The sequence below is a fragment of the Vibrio sp. Vb1574 genome, assembly GCF_033338675.1.
The window spans coordinates 17,982-36,487 of sequence record NZ_JAWOTC010000006.1 but is presented as its reverse complement, the minus strand read 5'-3'; the positions used below and the strand labels follow the sequence as shown (position 1 = coordinate 36,487).

Annotated in this window: 16 protein-coding genes; 4 read left to right on the top strand and 12 right to left on the bottom strand. The window is 42.4% G+C overall.

The annotated features are described in order from the left end of the window. Positions 1 to 74 precede the first annotated feature (74 nt). Entirely contained in the window at positions 75 to 1,268 is a 1,194-nt protein-coding gene (locus tag R7O12_RS06440) for an iron-containing alcohol dehydrogenase (protein ID WP_318125702.1), read from the bottom strand. Positions 1,269 to 1,897: 629 nt separating this feature from the next. Here R7O12_RS06440 and R7O12_RS06435 point away from each other — a divergent pair. Beyond that, the gene (locus tag R7O12_RS06435; RefSeq protein WP_318125701.1) at positions 1,898 to 3,163 is read left to right on the top strand and encodes an HD domain-containing phosphohydrolase; all 1,266 of its coding nucleotides are present in this window, start codon (positions 1,898 to 1,900) and stop codon (positions 3,161 to 3,163) included. 54 nt (positions 3,164 to 3,217) lie between these two features. Here the strand turns inward: R7O12_RS06435 and R7O12_RS06430 are convergent, their stop codons facing one another. After that, entirely contained in the window at positions 3,218 to 3,820 is a 603-nt protein-coding gene (locus R7O12_RS06430; RefSeq protein ID WP_005377733.1) for a 2OG-Fe(II) oxygenase, read from the bottom strand. Positions 3,821 to 3,980: 160 nt separating this feature from the next. Further along, a complete protein-coding gene (locus R7O12_RS06425; RefSeq protein WP_005377734.1) occupies positions 3,981 to 4,751 on the bottom strand; it encodes a TerC family protein in 771 nt (256 codons plus the stop codon). A 411-nt stretch (positions 4,752 to 5,162) separates the two neighbouring features. Between R7O12_RS06425 and R7O12_RS06420 the strand changes: the two genes are divergently transcribed. Next, positions 5,163 to 6,101, top strand: a complete 939-nt coding sequence (locus tag R7O12_RS06420) for a LysR family transcriptional regulator (protein WP_005377737.1) — start codon at positions 5,163 to 5,165, stop codon at positions 6,099 to 6,101. Positions 6,102 to 6,120: 19 nt separating this feature from the next. On the opposite strand, the gene R7O12_RS06415 is transcribed toward R7O12_RS06420, so the two are convergent. The 4 genes from R7O12_RS06415 to R7O12_RS06400 form a co-directional block, all read right to left on the bottom strand. Next, positions 6,121 to 7,002, bottom strand: coding sequence for a YjjW family glycine radical enzyme activase (locus R7O12_RS06415; RefSeq protein ID WP_239938422.1), 882 nt, complete (start codon positions 7,000 to 7,002; stop codon positions 6,121 to 6,123). Positions 7,003 to 7,024: 22 nt separating this feature from the next. Then, positions 7,025 to 8,569, bottom strand: a complete 1,545-nt coding sequence (locus R7O12_RS06410) for a YjjI family glycine radical enzyme (protein ID WP_258482024.1) — start codon at positions 8,567 to 8,569, stop codon at positions 7,025 to 7,027. 212 nt (positions 8,570 to 8,781) lie between these two features. Then, a complete protein-coding gene (locus R7O12_RS06405) occupies positions 8,782 to 9,405 on the bottom strand; it encodes a LysE family translocator (protein ID WP_005377741.1) in 624 nt (207 codons plus the stop codon). 202 nt (positions 9,406 to 9,607) lie between these two features. Then, positions 9,608 to 10,825 (bottom strand): HD-GYP domain-containing protein, encoded by a 1,218-nt coding sequence (locus R7O12_RS06400; protein ID WP_318125700.1) that lies wholly within the window; start codon positions 10,823 to 10,825, stop codon positions 9,608 to 9,610. A gap of 487 nt (positions 10,826 to 11,312) precedes the next feature. On the opposite strand from R7O12_RS06400, the gene R7O12_RS06395 reads away from it, so the two are divergent. Further along, positions 11,313 to 13,016, top strand: a complete 1,704-nt coding sequence (locus tag R7O12_RS06395) for a putative bifunctional diguanylate cyclase/phosphodiesterase (RefSeq protein WP_005377743.1) — start codon at positions 11,313 to 11,315, stop codon at positions 13,014 to 13,016. 107 nt (positions 13,017 to 13,123) lie between these two features. On the opposite strand, the gene R7O12_RS06390 is transcribed toward R7O12_RS06395, so the two are convergent. The 5 genes from R7O12_RS06390 to R7O12_RS06370 all read right to left on the bottom strand — a co-directional run bounded on the left by R7O12_RS06390 (position 13,124) and on the right by R7O12_RS06370 (position 17,454). Next, entirely contained in the window at positions 13,124 to 13,597 is a 474-nt protein-coding gene (locus R7O12_RS06390; RefSeq protein WP_053303110.1) for a response regulator, read from the bottom strand. Then, positions 13,584 to 14,921 carry an ATP-binding protein gene (locus R7O12_RS06385; protein WP_005389108.1) on the bottom strand — a complete coding sequence of 446 codons (1,338 nt, stop codon included), beginning with the start codon at positions 14,919 to 14,921 and terminating at the stop codon, positions 13,584 to 13,586. The genes R7O12_RS06390 and R7O12_RS06385 overlap by 14 nt, the downstream gene beginning before the upstream one ends. Before the next feature lie 3 nt (positions 14,922 to 14,924). After that, the gene (locus R7O12_RS06380; protein WP_017634015.1) at positions 14,925 to 16,343 is read right to left on the bottom strand and encodes an SLC13 family permease; all 1,419 of its coding nucleotides are present in this window, start codon (positions 16,341 to 16,343) and stop codon (positions 14,925 to 14,927) included. A gap of 248 nt (positions 16,344 to 16,591) precedes the next feature. Then, positions 16,592 to 17,056 carry a GNAT family N-acetyltransferase gene (locus R7O12_RS06375; RefSeq protein WP_017820619.1) on the bottom strand — a complete coding sequence of 155 codons (465 nt, stop codon included), beginning with the start codon at positions 17,054 to 17,056 and terminating at the stop codon, positions 16,592 to 16,594. Between the two features lie 35 nt (positions 17,057 to 17,091). After that, a complete protein-coding gene (locus tag R7O12_RS06370) occupies positions 17,092 to 17,454 on the bottom strand; it encodes a hypothetical protein (RefSeq protein WP_318125699.1) in 363 nt (120 codons plus the stop codon). A 479-nt stretch (positions 17,455 to 17,933) separates the two neighbouring features. On the opposite strand from R7O12_RS06370, the gene R7O12_RS06365 reads away from it, so the two are divergent. Then, a complete protein-coding gene (locus tag R7O12_RS06365; RefSeq protein ID WP_033905229.1) occupies positions 17,934 to 18,491 on the top strand; it encodes a DUF3750 domain-containing protein in 558 nt (185 codons plus the stop codon). The last annotated feature ends 15 nt before the right edge of the window (positions 18,492 to 18,506 follow it).

Below are 18,506 nucleotides of genomic sequence, written 5' to 3'. Positions count from 1 at the left end.
GTCGATATTGTAGGATCTTTAGCAGAAGATCAAGCAAAGTGTAAGGATAAAAAACCACACATGTAAACTAAAATTTACACCCTACTGATAGTTAACAATAACTGTGTGCATTCTTCCCTGTTCATGAACTTGGGAACAGGGTAATTCCAGTGCGCCTCTTTCAGAATTAAATCAACAAGCGCATCAGCATCTTCACGTTGAATGAGCGCACTGGTTTGCTCAATATCAATAGTTGAAAACAAGGACTCCAGATTCGCCAAAAAATGCTGAGCACTTGCGTTACCTAACTGCCCCTCGGCCGTCAACTCATCGAGCTTTCTTAGTTGAGGCTCAATCTCTGATAATGAAAAGCGCAGCACAGGCAACAAGGCTAATCCGTTTGCCATACCATGAGGTATTCCATATCTCGCACCGAATGTGTGAGCAAAGGCATGAACATAACCCAAACTCGCTTTGGTAAATGCTAAACCCGCGTAATAGGATGCCATAGCCATTTTATGACGAGCTTCGACATCATCCCCTTGCATCACAGCCCTAGGAAGATATTTAAAAATGAGTTTAATAGCGGCAACCGAATAAGCCATCGTTTCTTGAGTAGCGTTTTTCGATACATAGGCCTCAATAGCATGGGTTAATGCATCAACGCCAGTATCAGCCGTGATCTTAGGAGGTAAACCAATCATTAAATTCGCATCTAAAGCTGCCATTAGTGGCACCAACTTTGGATCCATTAAAGGGGTTTTAATGTGTGAGGAGGGATCTGACACGACCGCAGCGATAGTAACTTCACTTCCGGTTCCAGCCGTTGTTGGAATAGCAAAAAGCGGCGCTGGCATTCGCCATACCTTCAATAGTCCAGCTAATTTTTTTATTGGCCGTTTATTGGTAACTTTCGCAGCGATGACTTTTGCACAATCCATTGCAGAGCCGCCACCCAAAGCTAATATGCCCTCACAATGAAAACGATGATAAGCCTCTAGACCGCTCTCTACCTGATCATAGGTAGGATCGGGCTTAACTTGCGAGAAAACATCTAACTGTAAATCGAGTTTTGCTGCAGCCTCAAGCACCTTATCTACAATACCGACTTGGACTAACCCTTCGTCGGTAACTAACAAAACGCGTTTAAATCCCAGCTCGGTCATCGATTCTAATAGCTCATTCATCGAACCAGGGCCGGAAAACAAGGTTGGTCTCGGCATAGGAAGGATAAGGGCTGCTATTTTTAACCCTGCGGTGTAAGTCCGATATAAACGATGCTTCAACATACGAAATCCTTTTCATTTAGAGCTATCATTCTAGCTACTTTTACCACCTATGCTTACTTTGCAATCACACATTTTCAATAAACTTATCTCACCCAAAAGGCTAACATCGCTGGGAAGCCGTACCATTTTATTATCTTTCCTCAACAACATGAGCTACAGAGAAAATATTTTCAACGACGCTCTATTGTCATGTTGTTAACAAGCTGCTTTACCTAATACTCTGTTAGTTACAGAGCAAGCCTCGAAGAGGTCTTCTTATTTTTTGCCTTCAAGAACAACAATATAAATTCTGTTAATCACACATCAATACCGTGTGTCTCTGGTTGAGCCCGAACACGATTTACAAAAATAAAAATAAGAATGCGTTACATCATGATTTATTGTCGTTTTCAAATAAGTCAACAAGAGCAACAATAATCTTTCAAAACTTATACTTAGTTCAAATATCTGACTCTTAACCATGAGCTTCAGGTGATATTATTATGCAACTAGGATTATTATCCCGCCCATAATCAAAACTATGTCTAAACGCCCACCTTTTTGGGGTCTATTCGCTGTCGTACCCAATTTTTCCTATCACCTTCTGATTTGGGTTTAGCGTGGGCTAATTAGCAATGTCGGTATAAACCATGAATCATTCTTGCCATTCCCATACGGACATGGGCTTTGAAGTCGATCTGAAACAAGCACTTATCTGGGTTGCTCGAGCACTCGACTATGTAGGTGTTGATGATACGCACCATAGCCACCGTGTCGCTTACATCGCTTACCAATGTGCTCGGGTCATGAACTGGGAACCAGAAAAAGCGGAGTTTTGCTACTTCGCAGGGATGATCCACGATTGTGGGGTCTCCGAAACACAAGAACATAAAATGTTACTTGAGGAGTTGGTGCCACAAGATGTAAAAACACATTGCTTAAGAGGATACCGAAGCCTCAAGCAGTGTCGTTTGTTGCGTCAGTTTGCGACACCTGTTCTTTACCACCATACACATTGGAGTGAACTAAAATATCTTGATTTACCGCCTTTTGAAAAAGAGGTCGCTGCCCTACTCTATTTAGCCGATCGTCTCGATTTTATGCGTTCCAAATACGTCATGAACTGCCACTGTGACATTGTCACACTTCATGAAGAACTAATTGCAGAATGCATCATGGCAAACGCTGGAACTTTGTTTAATCCAGACATGGCTAAGGCAATGGTTAAGCTCGTTATGACCGACGCATTTTGGTTCGCGATGGAGTCTGAAAATATAGAAACCATCGGATTAAACTTTAAAAGCATTGATTGGCTTCAAAAACAGCTCACCATCCAAGATATGAATAGTTTGGGCATCTTTATCGCTCGAATTGTTGACGCAAAAAGCCCATTTACTTATCAACATTCGCAAAAAGTGGCGGAGTTATCTCGGTATCTAGCCATCAAGCTTGGGTTCTGTGAGCACGACCAAGAGATGTTATTTATTGCTGGGTTGGTGCATGATATCGGAAAGTTAAAAACACCAGATGAGATTCTTCATAAAGAAGGCTCTCTTAATAAACAAGAGTATACGCGTATTAAACGCCATACAATTGATACTCAGCTCGCATTACACAAAGTGTTTCCCAACGCTAAAATAGCGGAGTGGGCCTCTAATCATCACGAGCGTTTGGACGGTTCTGGCTATCCTTATCATAAAACAGGAGACGAACTCGATGTACCATCACGTATTGTCGCGGTTGCCGATGTTTTTCAAGCTCTGTCTCAGGACCGTCCCTACCGAGGACGAATGGCTCAAGCACAAATCGCCGCGATTATGGGCGAGCAAGTCGCTAAACAAGAACTTTGTTCTGACGTCTATGCAGTGCTAGAGCGAAACATGACCGAGTGTTACGAGCTATCAACTAATGTTTAATCGATAAAGGGCGTATCTACGCCCTTTGCTGATTTTGTGCAGGTTGCAAACCAATCATTTTGCAATATCAAGTACATTGTCTCGCACACCATTGATTCTGAACCAACCTGCAATACTGAAACGCTCAGCATTGGTCGGTAAAACCTCATGCGGGAATTGCTCAGATAAGAATAAAAGTAAGCGTCCCGATTGAGGAGGGATGGTTGCTATCTTATTATCATTTAGATCGTAAACCACCAATTCACCTGCATCCTTTTCCGTCCAAGATTCGTTCATGTAAAAAACGGTTGTCAATCGACGGTTTTCATTGCCCTTAAAACAATCTAGATGCTTTTGGTAGAAATCCCCTTCCTCGTACTTGGCAAAGTGAGCTTCATACTCAAAAAGTCCTAGAAACAAGTGACGGTTCACTTCTTGGCGTATTTCTTCCATCTTATCTAAGTAAGAAGTAACCGCGTGCCCCATATTGGGCGATAACCATTGAATTTTGTCACTTCGAATTGACTCAATACGAGTCACATCGTCATTACGACCAATACGCGCTTTTTTCCAGTTACTTGGAATGCAGTCTCGTAATTGAGCCACTTCTTGTTCAGAAAGAAAATCATCCCAGATATAGTAGCCATGGGTTGCTAACGCATCGATCATTTTATCCATTATTGTCGTTCACTCATATTAGTTGGGCGGTCTATATAAAAAATCTTCAACCTCACAACAAATGCGATTTTTTGTCGAAACGACAACAAAATAAAAAGAGAGCAAAAATAGGTGATGACGAATATAAAAATGCCGCTCATATGAGCGGCAATATCTTTTATTATTGACGAGCTTCTAATCTCGTTGGATGAACTCGCAACGGACTAAGACGTTTAATAGTCGGGCGTTGTTTGTTTTTTAACTGGATATGACAAAGTTCCAGAATTAAGCCGAATGCCATCGCAAAGTACACATAACCTTTGTTGATATGAATTTCGAAGCCTTCTGCCATCAATAAACCACCTAACAAAACGAGGAATAACAAAGCAAGTGTCTTAAAACCAGGGTAACACGACACCAGGTTATTGATTTTTTCTGCTGTCATGACCATCACGATAGCAGAAGAAACAATCGCTGCGACCATAAGTGGGACATCACTTGTCAAACCAACGGCGGTTATCACCGAGTCCATCGAGAATACAGCATCCACGGCAACAATCTGCAACAGAACTACCGCTAAACCAGTACGGGCGTGAGTTGAGTGAGCAGACTCGTTGTGATTTAACCAACTCCACAACTCTTTCAGGCTTTTAGCCAAGAGGAATGCACCACCCGCAATCATGATGACGTCTCTTCCGGTAAACGCTTGGTTCGCCAAAGAAAATAGCGGTTGAGTCAATTGCATGATCCAAGAGATTGAAAACACTAAACCAATACGAGCAATAACAGCAAGACCAATACCAAGGTTTCTTGCCAGCTTACGTTGGTGCAGCGGCAGTCTTTCACATAAGACAGAGATAAAAACGACGTTATCAACGCCTAAGACAACTTCAAGCGCAAACAAAGTGGCGAAAATAGCCCAAGCTTCTGGTTGCATAAAAAGTTCTAGCATGAGCATGTCTCCAATAATAAGAAGACATATGGTGAAGGGTTTTGTCGACTAAAGGGGTCGTCCATTAATTATTTATACCTTTGTTACTGAGGGATCATGAGTAAATCACCAAACAATCAACAAAACAATATCTATTTTAATTAACAAGGAACAAGTTTAATTCGTGTACAAATCAATCAACTCCTCCAAACTGATTAAAATTACATAGAAGCTTTAGAATTGAATAAATGAAAGCATTAAAGTCCAACAAAACTAAGATAAATTTCTAGACTTATAAGCACCATCAATCCTTATGCAACCCATTAAATGCATTGAGCTCAAAGAGAAACAGGCGTATTTCCGAGATAAACAATAGTAAAAATTTGTTTCATGCTGATATACTGCCAAAAATCATAAGAAACCATGCTATTTATGGACTACATTGCTCTTTCGCGTATAAGCCTTAAACATCTAACTGTTTTACATATGTTGTTAACCACTCACAGCGTCACACTTGCGGCAGAACGCTTGTGTGTAACACCATCGAGCGTCAGTAAAACGCTCGGACAGTTGCGCGAAACGCTAAAGGATGACCTTTTTTACCGTGATGGCACTCGCTTAGTGCCGACAGCATTTGCGCTGCATATAGGCCCATCAATCCATGGCATACTCTCCAGTATGAATGGGTTATTACATCAAGGCTCTTTTAACCCGGCTTACTATCAAGGTAGTTTTTCATTAGCAATGCGTGAAAGTTCGTTTGAGCTCTTTGCGCCAGTTCTACAGCACTTGTCCCAACAACTGAGTAACCACGCGCACTTGAATGTCCATGCGAAAGAGGAAATGAGCTTCGATGCATTAGCAAGAGGTCAAGTGGATTTTTTGTTGCTTCCTCACGATCTCAGCCAACCACCCACACAAAATAAAGACTTGGTCTGGAAAACCATTTTGAAAGACGAAATGGTTTGCTTAATGAGAGCATCGAACCCACTCGCTGAGCAACCCTTATCTGTTGAAAGTTACCTTTGTGCAAGACACATCGGTATTCATGATAAAGATCTGTCACAACCTTATTTTGAGCAAAATCTCACCCAAAGGCATTCAAAGCGAAACTTGGCCATGCGTGTAGCCGACTTTGGTTCAGCTGCGGTGATGTGTCAGCACTCGGATTACTTGTTCACATGCTCCAAGCTTTGGGCAAGAGCGGCAATGCAAGCAAAAGGTTTGGTTGAACAAGCTCTTCCATTCGATTACGGGCAAGTAGCCTACAGCCTCGTTTGGAACAAAGCGAGCTTAAACGATCCCGCTTTAAAATGGTTACAGCAACAATTACTCGACGCTTGCGCCATGTTAGATGCCTGTGATGCGTAAGCATAGATAAACAACAGTACTACGTGAGTACTGTCGGCACGGTGATAGGGTTACTCACGTAGCATCGAAGCTCTGATTTTAAGCGTTCGATATCATGATGAGAGCACATATCCCAAGTTAATGCCTCCCCCATTACTCCGTGATGCTGAAAGGCATTTAAACGGATAAGCACCGATTCAGGAAGAGTACTCAAGTAACGTCCAATTGCTACGATTTCTATATCTAAATCACTTTTTTGGGGAATATGCAGTAAGCGGACCTCGTACAATTTTTCGTGTTCAACTAGGTATTGAAGGGTTTTAAATACACGATGATTATCACGCCCAGTTAGCCACTGATGCGTCTCCGTCTGCCACGCTTTCAAATCGATCATTGCGCCATCCAGAAAAGGTAGAATACGCTGCCAACCAGCAACCGCTAAAGAACCGTTACTGTCGATGAAACAAGAGAGGTGCCGTAATTCAGGATCTTGTTTTATCCCTTTAAACAGCTCAATAATGAAAGGAAGTTGTAAGGTAGATTCCCCACCGGATACTGTAACACCACTGATGAAAAAGCGATGCTTGCGTATCAAATCGAGCATTGTTACTACAGAGTAGTCAGTAATTTTTGGATTAGATTGGTTCTGACATATCTCTATACAATGATCGCAGTGGGTGCACTCCTCTTTAAGCCAAACAACGTTGTTGTTTTCGTCGAACTTCAATGCGCCTGCTGAACATTCACTCACACACTCACCACAATGATTACAATGGTTTATCGTGTGAGGATTGTGGCAGTTCAAACACTGATAGTTACAACCCTGTAGAAAGATGACTAGACGATTTCCTGGCCCATCAACACAAGAGAAAGGAAGGATACGAGTGACTTTTGCCAAAAGGCTTCCACTTCGTCTAGACATCTTGTTCTTTCCTAAACCGAACTTATGCCTGCGTGTAAGTCGGTGTTACTTCATGACTCACCACACGTGGTGAGCGTTCTAAAATTTTGGTATTTTTTGCTGCTTCTGCACCTAGAAACGTCGTGTTGGTTCTCGAACCTTCTTCATCATATTTCGCGACGTCTGAAAGTTTGATCATGTAGCCTGTCACGCGAATTAAGTCATTTGAAGTGACATTCGCGGTAAACTCACGATAACCAGCATTTAGTGCCCCTTTACATAAATTGAACATCGCTTCTGGGTTAGATTTCACCGTTTCATCAATCGTCAAAATATCGCTGATACCCGCACGATAATACTGATGATGCTTCGCCGTTGCTTGTACATAAGTGACAGGGTCTGGCTCTGCACCATAAGGCAGACGTACACCTGGCGTAACATCATGATCTAAGCTAATGCCGCCTTGTGCATGTAAGAGCGCTTTGCCATCTAAACCATATTTCACCGGGGTTGAGTCCACCAGTTTAGCCAGTGTTGCTGAAACATCATGAGCAAAAGTATTTGCTCGATCATTTTTTCCGTATCGCCCTATTTGCCCTTCTTTTTCAAATAGAAGGTTTACCGCTTCGGCCATGCCGTAAACGCCATACATTGGCGCGAAATAGGACTCTTTTATCAACCCTTCTTGCGTCAAAAAGCCTTGAAAGAAGTTCGATTTTTCATGCAAGTGCGTGCTTCTTGCGTTTATGAGCTCGACCATTAATCGATGGTAAGAAGGCAACGCACTGTTTAAGAAGTCGTTACAGTCTGATGCTCGTTTTGCAACTTCTTTTAAATTCATTCGCACCAATGTGTTCGAGCCACCTGCTAATGGAAGCGAGTTGTAGCAACTTACAATACCAAAGCGTGAGCCGTTGTAGGCTTTCGCGTGCATTGGGTAATTGGCGATATGCGGTTTACTGCATTCACAAATGTTCTGTGTCGCTTGACGAAGTAAATCATCAGGTGTAACTGTCTCGTCGTACATAAAGGTGAGATTCGGTGCGATCTGCTTGAGCTCCGCATCTACTTTTAAAACAGTGCGACAAATAATGTTGTCTGTCGGTCCGACATTCACATGCATAAACGCATCTGGCAATGTGCGATCCAGCATGATCCAAAAATGTTTTAACTTTTTGTAAATCTGGCTCTCTGTTAGGTCGCCTATGTAAGGCAACAAGACATCATCTAACTGACCTAAGTAAACCGGAATGTTCGTTACCGAAGGAACATGATGGTAAATGATGGTAAGCATATTCAACGCATCATCGAAATCATCAGCCGGAGACAACTCTAAATAGTCTGAGCCTTGCGATAGAAATTTAGCGTAATCAGGCAACACATAGCGAGGTTTAAACGGTGCATGACCTTCAAACATATCGCAGATGATGCCTTCATCCATTGCTTGTCTCAGTGATGGAGATACGGTCATGTAAGGAATGCACGCTTCCGCCTCTAAAGCTAAAAAACTCGACTTCTGTTTTGGAGAAAGACGGACGTCGGTCGCGATATCTAGAAAACGTTGTTGTAGTTTAGAAAGGCTTGTCATCTAAGATATTCCTACAAAGTAACCACAAGCCCACAAGACAAAATACGAGCTCTACCCCTAAAGAGTAACGTGATTTTACTCCTGCTTGGCTGTTGCCACTAATGAAAATAAACAAAACGTCTATTTCCATTCTGGAAATAAGACAAAGCTAAATTAGCGCATTCCAACTTACTATATGGGAAAACCTAACTGCGTACCGAAGTCTGTCTTATTTATCGGTTTGCCGTCGACAACATCACGCCAGCACCAATAAATACTCCACCAGTCAAACGATTGAACAACTTCGCTCTTCCAGCGACAAACAACCAATCAGAGGCTTTTACCCCTAACAATGCATAAAATGTTAGCCAGCTAAGCTCAAAAACCACAAATGTAGACGCGAAAATCGCGTATTGAGCCAGTAGCGGTGCGGAAGGTTCAATGAATTGAGGAAACAAAGCGGTGAAAAAGACTATCGCTTTGGGGTTACTAGCGCCAACAATGAAACCACTAGTGAACGCGCTGAACGCTGTCGCGGAACTTTGAGTCGTTGCCGTTTTATTAAAATCTGTCTGAGATGAGCGCAACGCTTGAATACCTAACCAGATTAAATAAGCGGCACCACACCATTTGATAATATTAAAAACTAACTCAGATGAAGCAATGACAACTCCCAGCCCGGTAAATGAGAGCGTAAGGATGATCGTAATCGCAGACAAACTGCCAAGTGCAGTCATGAAAGCAATACGAAACCCACTACTCACTCCTTTACTTAAACACAACAGTGAGCTTGGTCCTGGTGAAGCTGTGAGCACGAGAATGGCAAGAGTGTAAAAAATCCATGTATCTATTTGCATTGGCATCCCTTCCAGCAAAATGAGGTTTATAGCCCATTGTGTATAGAACTATTTTATCGCCCGGTTTCTATCCATGAAGCCGAGGTCTTAATAACCATCTTGCATCTAAATAACTTAGAAAAAATTAATAGATAGTTATGCAAATAAAATACGATCTACATGCAAGGATGTAAAGCCTGTTGTATAAGCTTATCTATTTCTCTTAATCATAAAAAGGCTTAGGATCGATCTCTAACGATGAAGGCGCTATCGCTCTTTCAATTTTGTACGCACTCGTTTTTAAGTCCACCATCGTGACATCAATGTATCGTTTATACTTGCGGGAGTAGAAACATTTCACTTCTGGCTTTAATGCTTGAGATTCATTTGAAGACCAAACAATACCAACACGCCCATCGTTCAACTCAACAATGGAGCCTACGGGGTACATCCCAATGCAATTAATGAATTTGTAAACTAAGTCGGCGTCTAAATGAAATGGCGTTAGACTCAACAAGATTTTAAACGCTTCCGCAGAACTCATGCCTTTTTTGTAACAGCGATCAGCCGTTAGCGCATCGTAGATATCTACAATACAGCTCATACGGCCGTGAATTGGAATCTCATCCCCCTTCAAGCCTCTAGGATAACCATTGCCATCTAACTTCTCGTGGTGCATCAAACAAACATCACGGCTTACGTCACTAAGCCCTTTTACGTGAAGGATAATCTCACCTGCGAACACTTGATGTAGCTTCATATGTTCAAATTCTTCAGGCGTTAGCTTCGCTGGCTTGTGCAAGATCTTATCATCGACTTTAATTTTACCTACATCATGAATAATGCCACCTACAGCAAGCTGTTTTAGCGTTGGCTTATCCAAGCCCAAGTACTTACCGAATGACACTAAAAGACAAGCGACATTGACGGAGTGTTCCAATAAGTAAGAGTCTTTTTTTCGGAGTGCAGAGACACACTGCAACGCATCTGAGTCAATCAAAACACTTTCAATCACATCGTCAGCCCAAGCTTCTACTTCATCAACTTCAATGATTTTTCCTTCAAAAGTTTGATTCAATAGTTTTTGCGCCAAATCTTTTGCTTCGGCGATCAGCTTTTTGGCTCGCTTGTGTTGGATGTCTCTCGAACGATAAGCTCGTTGATCCCTCTTAAAATCGGAGTGTTTCTGCTCTCGCGTCTCTTTAGTGGCATCAGTTGATTCATCTACAGGCTTGAAGACACACTGCTGCGAAGATAATGTTTGATCTACCCAAACATACTTTACGCCACTTGTAGCAAGCTTCTTAATGCCTTCAGGGCTAGATATCCGCCCTGCATTGGCTAAATTGACGCGCTTGTTGTGCTCTATCGCGGTAACAAACATACCAACGCCGATATCAGCGAGCGCAATTTTGATTGAATTTTTCGGATCGTACTGCATATAAAGAAGGCTTACTCGATATTAACGTCCGCATTATAAGAGATTTGATTACTTGGCGTGATAATAAATTTGAATTGATTACAATTAATGAGCATCCTGTCAATTAATAATCGGTCGCGCTCATTAAGTCCTTTTTGTTATTATGGTTTTATCCAAGATAACATATATACAAATGACGTTAGAAAACAGCACATTGATACCGACACAACTGAAAATAACTTTAGGATAATTATTCATAAATATTTATAGATTGCGGACGGCATCAATAACTGTATTTTATAAATGATTTTTACTGTTGACTATTTTTTATAAATGTCGATGATTAGCCGCCTAATCTTAGTATGTTATTAACCTAGTAGCGCATAAAATGATAGCCAAACAATTTGAACTGACACTTTTGTGATTGTAATGTACGCCAGCAGATCAACTCTATGTTATCAACCCCAACACTCATCTCTGATGCTAAAAGGCTCGAGGAGGAAATATCTTGACCACCATATTTGACCAACAAGTCTCAGATAGTGACCGAGAGTTCCTAAAAATCGTCGAAGAACGATTCATTCATATCTTCGATGTATTTAACGAAGGCCTCTTTTACATGGATGAGTTTGGCACCATGGTATTTTATAACAAGGGCTTTTATGAGCAGCTTGGTATCAACGCTGGTCGAATCAGCTTAGAGCAATGGTTAGACCTTGTTCACCCTCTCGATCGAGAAAGACTCTCCACTCGGGTCGATGCTCACATCATTACCAACAACACGAGAGTCACAACGACCTACCGCGTGCGTAAACCCAATGGACAGTACGTCTGGATTGAAGGCGTAGCCATGACCAAAGAAACAGAACATGGTCATTATATGGTTGGTAGCCACCGTGATATTTCCGAACGCAAGCTGATGGAAAGCTACATTCATCAAGTCGCATTTCATGACAATGCGTCAGGTATGGCTAATCGCGCCCATCTCTTGCTGGATATTGAAGATAGTGTGCGAGCCACTGATTCTTGTGCATCTATCTGTTACATTCAGATAGAAGAGATTAAATCTTACTTAAATCAATATGGCAGCGAGTTGGTCGATGGGTTAGTGGAAAAATTGCTACAAACTCTCAGTCACCTACCTTCTCCAAATAGTTCTGTATATCGCGTACATGATGATGACTTTGCGATTTTGATTCACGATGAATGCTCGGTAGAAACGCTGCAAAGTTATGCCGAAAGTTTAAAGGAAACCTACCACGAGGCAGTGATTGAAGAGGGCCAATACTTAGGAAGTAACATTAGTATTGGTTTGTATCCTTGCATAGATCCAAGTCACTCAGCAGAGGAAATATTACGTAAAGCAGCACGAACTTGTCAGTACGCAAGCGAGCAGAATAAAGACCGTGTTGCGGTTTACAGTGAGAAAACTCAGCATGCCGTAGACCGTTATTTCTTTATTGAGCAAGGTCTAAAAAGTGCACTTGAAAAACAGACATTAAGCGTTAAGTTTCAGCCAATTATTGACGCCAAAAGCTCAAAAGTAGTGAGCTTCGAATCTCTGGTTCGCTGGCGTAGCAAAGAGTTTGGCGAAATTTATCCAGACGAATTCATCCCCGTCGCAGAAAACAAAGGTTTGATTGTCGAACTCGGATATCAAGTCTTTGCCAAAGCGTGTGAATTTATCAAAAACTACCGTGAGCGTTACCAAAACCAAGTTCGTGTCAACGTGAATGTTTCTGTACTCCAGTTAATGAATAGTGAATTCCCTGCGCGAATTAAAGCCATGGCGGATGAGGTTGGTGTCGATCCTGAGTCTATTGTGTTGGAACTAACAGAAACGTTTATTTTGGATAATAATCAGACAGCCATTGCCCCTCTGAATACCCTCAGGGAACTAGGATTTGCACTCTCTCTGGATGACTTTGGATCTGGTTACAGTTCATTAAATAGCTTCTTCGACCTCCCGATGACACAAATCAAAATTGATAGGTCGATGGCGTGGAAAACACTAACCAACCGCTCTTCACAAGAATATCTGAAGTTTCTTATCACTATGTGCCAGGAAAATAATATTGAAGTAGTGATTGAGGGAATTGAAGACGCCAAAATGTGTGAATTTTTTACCGAAATGGGCGTCGATTATCTGCAAGGTTATTGGTTCTCTAAGCCACTTTCTGTTGCCAGTGCAAGCCGCTATTCGTTGAGTTAAGCATACTAGAGCAATATTCCGCACGGCCACGTTAAACATGCTGAACTATTCACTATAGATTTCAGACACTAACTGGCCGTGACGAAAACAAGCTTAATGTCTCCCGATTAACGTAGACGTTCAAACACCACACTCTGATCTAAATGTTCGTGATACTGAGTGTAATCTAAGCCCACATCAAAGATATATTGGGTCACCAAGTTTCTAACGCACTCTATTAATTGGCTTGCTTGCCATGGTTTTTCAAAGTAGCGGTCAATGCCTGCGGAGTTGATCGCATTAATCGTATCGGTGTGCGTCGCTTGCCCGGTAAGAAGCACTTTCCTCGTAAAGCCAAAACGACCGTCTTTTGATACATCGGTCAGCAGTTCTACTCCCGTTTTACCTGGCATCACATGATCGGAAATAATCAATGCGATCATCTCGCCTTCTGCATCAAATTCATCCATCAGTTCTAGAGCCTCACCTGCTGATTCGCAGTCTTCGATATTCAACCATTGATTTAACGGCTCTAAATCTTGTAGAACCGCGCTTAGTACCTCTCGTTGGTCATCAACGCAAATTACATTAAGCTTCTCCATGTTCACCCTCTACTGGTAACTTGATTCTAAAAATCGTTTTTTCACTGTCGCTCTTTACCACAATAGAGCCGTTATATCCGGCGATAATGCGCTTCACAATCGACAGACCTAACCCTAAACCAAACGACAATCCTCCCTTTTTAGTGGTGAAGTTTGGCCGGAAAATTTTTCTACGTGTCGCTTCATCAATTTCTGGTCCGTTGTTAGCAATCGTGACCAAAATTTTACCCTTACTCTCCCGAGTATGTATTTCGATACCGGGTTTCTCCGTTTCACCAAGCGCATCGCACGCATTCTTTAAGATATTTACCCAAACTTGGACGAGTTCGGTTTGAGAACCAATAAAAGCAGGTAAATCCGCAGGGCTAAAACGAACACTCACTCGTCTTAAGTCACTTTGCAATAGAGCCAAGGCGCGATTGATTGAATCATTGATGTTAATCGCTTCATCCAAGTCGATATCCGTGCGCCCCAATTGTTTTACGGATCGCACAATGCCAACGGTATGTTTAGAAGCGATGCGTAAGTCATGGAGATCTCGCCCCATTTGCCAGAAACGTATCGCTTCTTCTGGTCTTTTTAGCCAATGTTCCGAAAGGAAATTATTTGGAACGGCACGTGCAAGATCACGAGCAACCTCCTTGGTTAAACCGTAGTATTTTTCGAAGTGGCGCCCCCGCTTTCTCGCTTCGCTAGAAGAGACTTTCTGCCCTTGCATTAAACCAAAATCAAAAAATTGACTCGCTTCCGGATGAACTTCTTCAAGCAGTTCCATGATAACTGTCTCTAGCCGTTCTGATTTACTGCTTACAACGCCTATCGCATTGTTCAACTCATGAGCAATACCCGCTGCAAGCTGCCCCAACGTTGTCATTTGCTCTGCGGTATGAAGCTTTTGTAGTGCTTTTTCTTTAGCCAATGCCTCTTGCATTGCGCGCCGTTGACGACGAGATAATTCGTTAACCATCACAGGCATAAATTGTGTCGTCAATGGTCCGTATGTCGCCTCTTCCACGGCAGGCGTATCACGCTGTATCCAAGCCAATTCAACATCTGTTTGAGCAATCACTGTCGAAGAGGCAGTCCACGTACCAGAAAAGAAACTATGTACGCCAATAAACGCACCTTGAGACGCAGAAAATACCTGAATCGGTTTCTTGTCATCTTCCGCGTAATAGCCCGCAAGTTCTCCCGACAGCACATAGTACAAGCGATCGTTGTAGCCAGCTTGCTCAATAAGCACCGACCCGGATAGAACCGTTAATCGGCGTTCAAGGTGATTAAAGTAGCGTTGTACTAACGCGTCTAACTTCGTTTCGTACATGGGTTATCCAATATGCCCAACAGTATGTAAAATCCACACCATCACAAAGCTGAGTAATACGCCAATCACGCCTAGCACGGCACCGATACGAGCCATTTGGCCGCTCTCGACATGCCCTGTTGCATGAGCTAACGCGTTTGGTGGCGTACTGATTGGTAACGACATACCGAGTGAAGCGGCAAATGTCACGACCAAGATCAGAGTAACTTCACCGCCGAGAGGCGTTAACGAAGCCATAGAGGTACCTAACGCAGCCATAATCGGCATCAGCAAGTTTGCGGTGGCTGTATGCGACATAAAGTTTGCCATTAACAAGCACAAGAAAGCCGCACCAAACAAGACAACATATGGCGAGAACTGATCAAACGGAATGCTGTGTACCACCAGCTTCGCAAGCCCGGTTTTATCTAGAGCAAGGCCCAGAGCAATACCGCCTGACACCAACCAAAGCACATCCCAAGAGATTTTCTTCAAGTCTTCTTTGTTGATGATGCCCGTCAATGAGAACACTGCCACCGGAATTAATGCTACTGTGTAAGAATTCATTCCATGTGCAGAACCCATCAACCAAAGAATAATCGTGCCGGCAAAGGTGACGTAAACCATTATTGCTTTGGGTGTTTTCAAAAACTTGCTTTTAATGTTCAGATCGATGGTGGTTTGTTCGGCTTTATACAAAAAGCCAATCAGAAACCAGGCTAACGCCATCATCACAATAACGAATGGCACACCAAATACCATCCATTCACCAAACGTAATTAAGTTGTCACCAACCAAATATTTTAGGGCGATGGCATTCGGTGGCGTGCCGATTGGAGTACCAATGCCACCAATGTTGGCTGCAACAGGAATACACAAGGCGAATGCAATTCGACCTGGGTCTTTAGGCCCGAAAACCGCTATCACAGGGGTTAAAATGGACAACATCATCGCTGTTGTTGCGGTGTTTGACATAAACATGGAAAAAACAGCGGTGATCAGCATCAACCCCAGCATAACGAACTTTGGTTTTTGTCCAAATGGTTTGAGTAACACTCGGGCTAAGTTGACATCTAACCTGTACTTTGTCGCCGCCATAGCCAAAAAGAAACCGCCGAGGAAGAGCATGATAATCGGACTAGCGAAGGTCGCCATTATCTCGTTGTATTGTAATAGCTCACCAAAATGTGGCTGCCCTTCTTGCAAACGAAAGAGCACAATACCTTTATTTGATACAAGCAATAGCTCTAGGACAATGATCACAACCGAAGTGGCGTAGATTGGAATTGGCTCGAATACCCAGCAAAGTGCGGCAAGCAAGAAGATTGCAATCACTCTTTGCTGGACGATAGTAATGCCATCAAATGGGAACGCAGAGAGAGGCATTAACCAAACAAGCAATGGTATCAATGTTGGAACAACGTATTTGAGATAAGGGCGCATAGTACTACTTCTCTTCCTGAGATGGTTAGCCAGACACATTTGGCGTTTGGAACGCTATTACCCGCCGTAAAACCAAAACTTTCAGACTGTTTTTAAGCCTTCAGAGACGAAATGCGGTAATGGCGTTCCAGAGAAGATTATGTACACTGTTTTCAAACAAAACGTTGGTGCGAGATCAATGAACTCGTTTTCACATTGGAAAACATTTTATATCTGTGTTCAAGCTCACTAAATGCTCACTATTTAAGTTAAATATACTTTTCCATCATAAAGTTAGTTAAGGTTTCTCCCCTAACCTCAACACGTTGTCGAGACTTAACTGTGAAACCCATTTTCTCGTAAAAAGGTCGGGCGGTAATACTCACTTCAGAATACAGTCGTTTTATCCCCTGTACTTTCGCCTGTGAAAAAAGAAAAGACATCAAATCACGACCAACACCTTGTCCTTGGTATTCATGATGGCAAAAGAAATGATCAATCAAGCCGTCACCTTGCAAATCACAATAGCCAACGACCTGCCCTTCTATCTCCGCGACGTATGGTTGAATATCGTCCATTTTTCGTTGCCACACATCGAGGTCAAAATCTGATGGTGCCCAAGCGGAAACTTGTGATTCCGTATAATCGCGACGATTAATGATTCGCACAGTATGGTAAAAGAGTGCCCACAGAGTTGGGGCATCCTCGGTGCGATAACAGCGTATTGAGAGCATCAATTTCCTCATTCCTATTCAATAAATACTAAGCATTAACGCAAAGTGATACTAGTGAACTCATGATTTTCAATGCCAATCACTAAAGGCTTCCCAATCTGATCACTGTTCATCAATACGGTAGTATTCAGCTCACGGCTTGATCTGCGTATATTGCTTTTTCTTATGATATGAATATTCACAATATAATCGGAATACTCCTTTGTGATTCCGCCGGAAAATTCTACGTGCTCACTTTCATTGTCTCGGACAACATGAAATTTTCGATTGGCTTGAATATCAGTACTGATGGAGGAATCACCATAGTTCAGCACAACGGACGTTGGTTCGCTATCTTGATTGGCAAAACAGCCAAATGCGAACATGCTTAATGCGAGTATACTTTTTGATTTAAACATTAATTATTCTATTTCTAGTTATTTTTCTGCTATTTGCATGACCAAACAGCACTTGTTCTGTGAGCGCCTATTGTGCCATAGCTGAACGCTGACTCTAAACGCGCAAAAAGATGAGCGATGAAAATTCCGCCCAAAACAAGCAAATGTGAGACAATGTGAGGGTCCCAAACTCACTCAATCAGTCAAAATCCACTGTAAACCTCTGTTTTTTAATGCTTTTAATTCATGTGGTCGTGTAAGGAATACATACAACCTCTTACTTTTTCATACGCAACTAGACGAATCGTTCGAGAAATACGGCATCGTCTATGCCACATGTTACAAATCGGCTTACCTTATTATTACGTATGAACTGGAATTATGGCACTAACTTCCCTCTCTCTTTTAATAAGGAGAGGATTTCAACAATCAGACTTGCCACGTTTTTATAGCTAAAATCAATAGAGCGTTACCAGCATCGGTTGGTCTAGGAGCAATAAATGAAAGACCCTCTCAACTTTACTCACCATGTAAAAATTTGGCTCATGTCAATCGCGGTTATGCTGGGTGGATGCACTCAAGGAGATTGGCGTACCGCTAGCAGAGAACCTGCGGGTATCGCACCCGATCCTTCCAATGTTAAGCATGCTGTGATTGAGTTTTACGCCGCAGACGCGTTTGGTTGGCGAGGCTGGTTTGCTGTTCATACATGGTTTGCAATAAAGCCTGAAAATGCGAACGAATATACAGTGTATGAAGTAGTCGGCTGGAGAGTGAATCGCGGACAACCCGCTCTATATCAGTACCAAACTGGGACGCCAGATCGATATTGGTATGGTGCAAAACCAGAAAAGATCCTCTCCATACAAGGTGAAAAGGCCCGCCAGCTTATCCCTAAAATACAAAGTGTTATTAACCAATACCCTTGGGCTGAAGAATATACGCTGTTTCCAGGGCCAAATAGCAATACATTTCCGGCTTGGGTGGGTAAACAAATTCCAGAGTTAGAGCTAAACTTGCCGTTTCGCGCAATTGGTAGCGGTTACGCCAGCGATTAACAGCAAAGGTTAGTC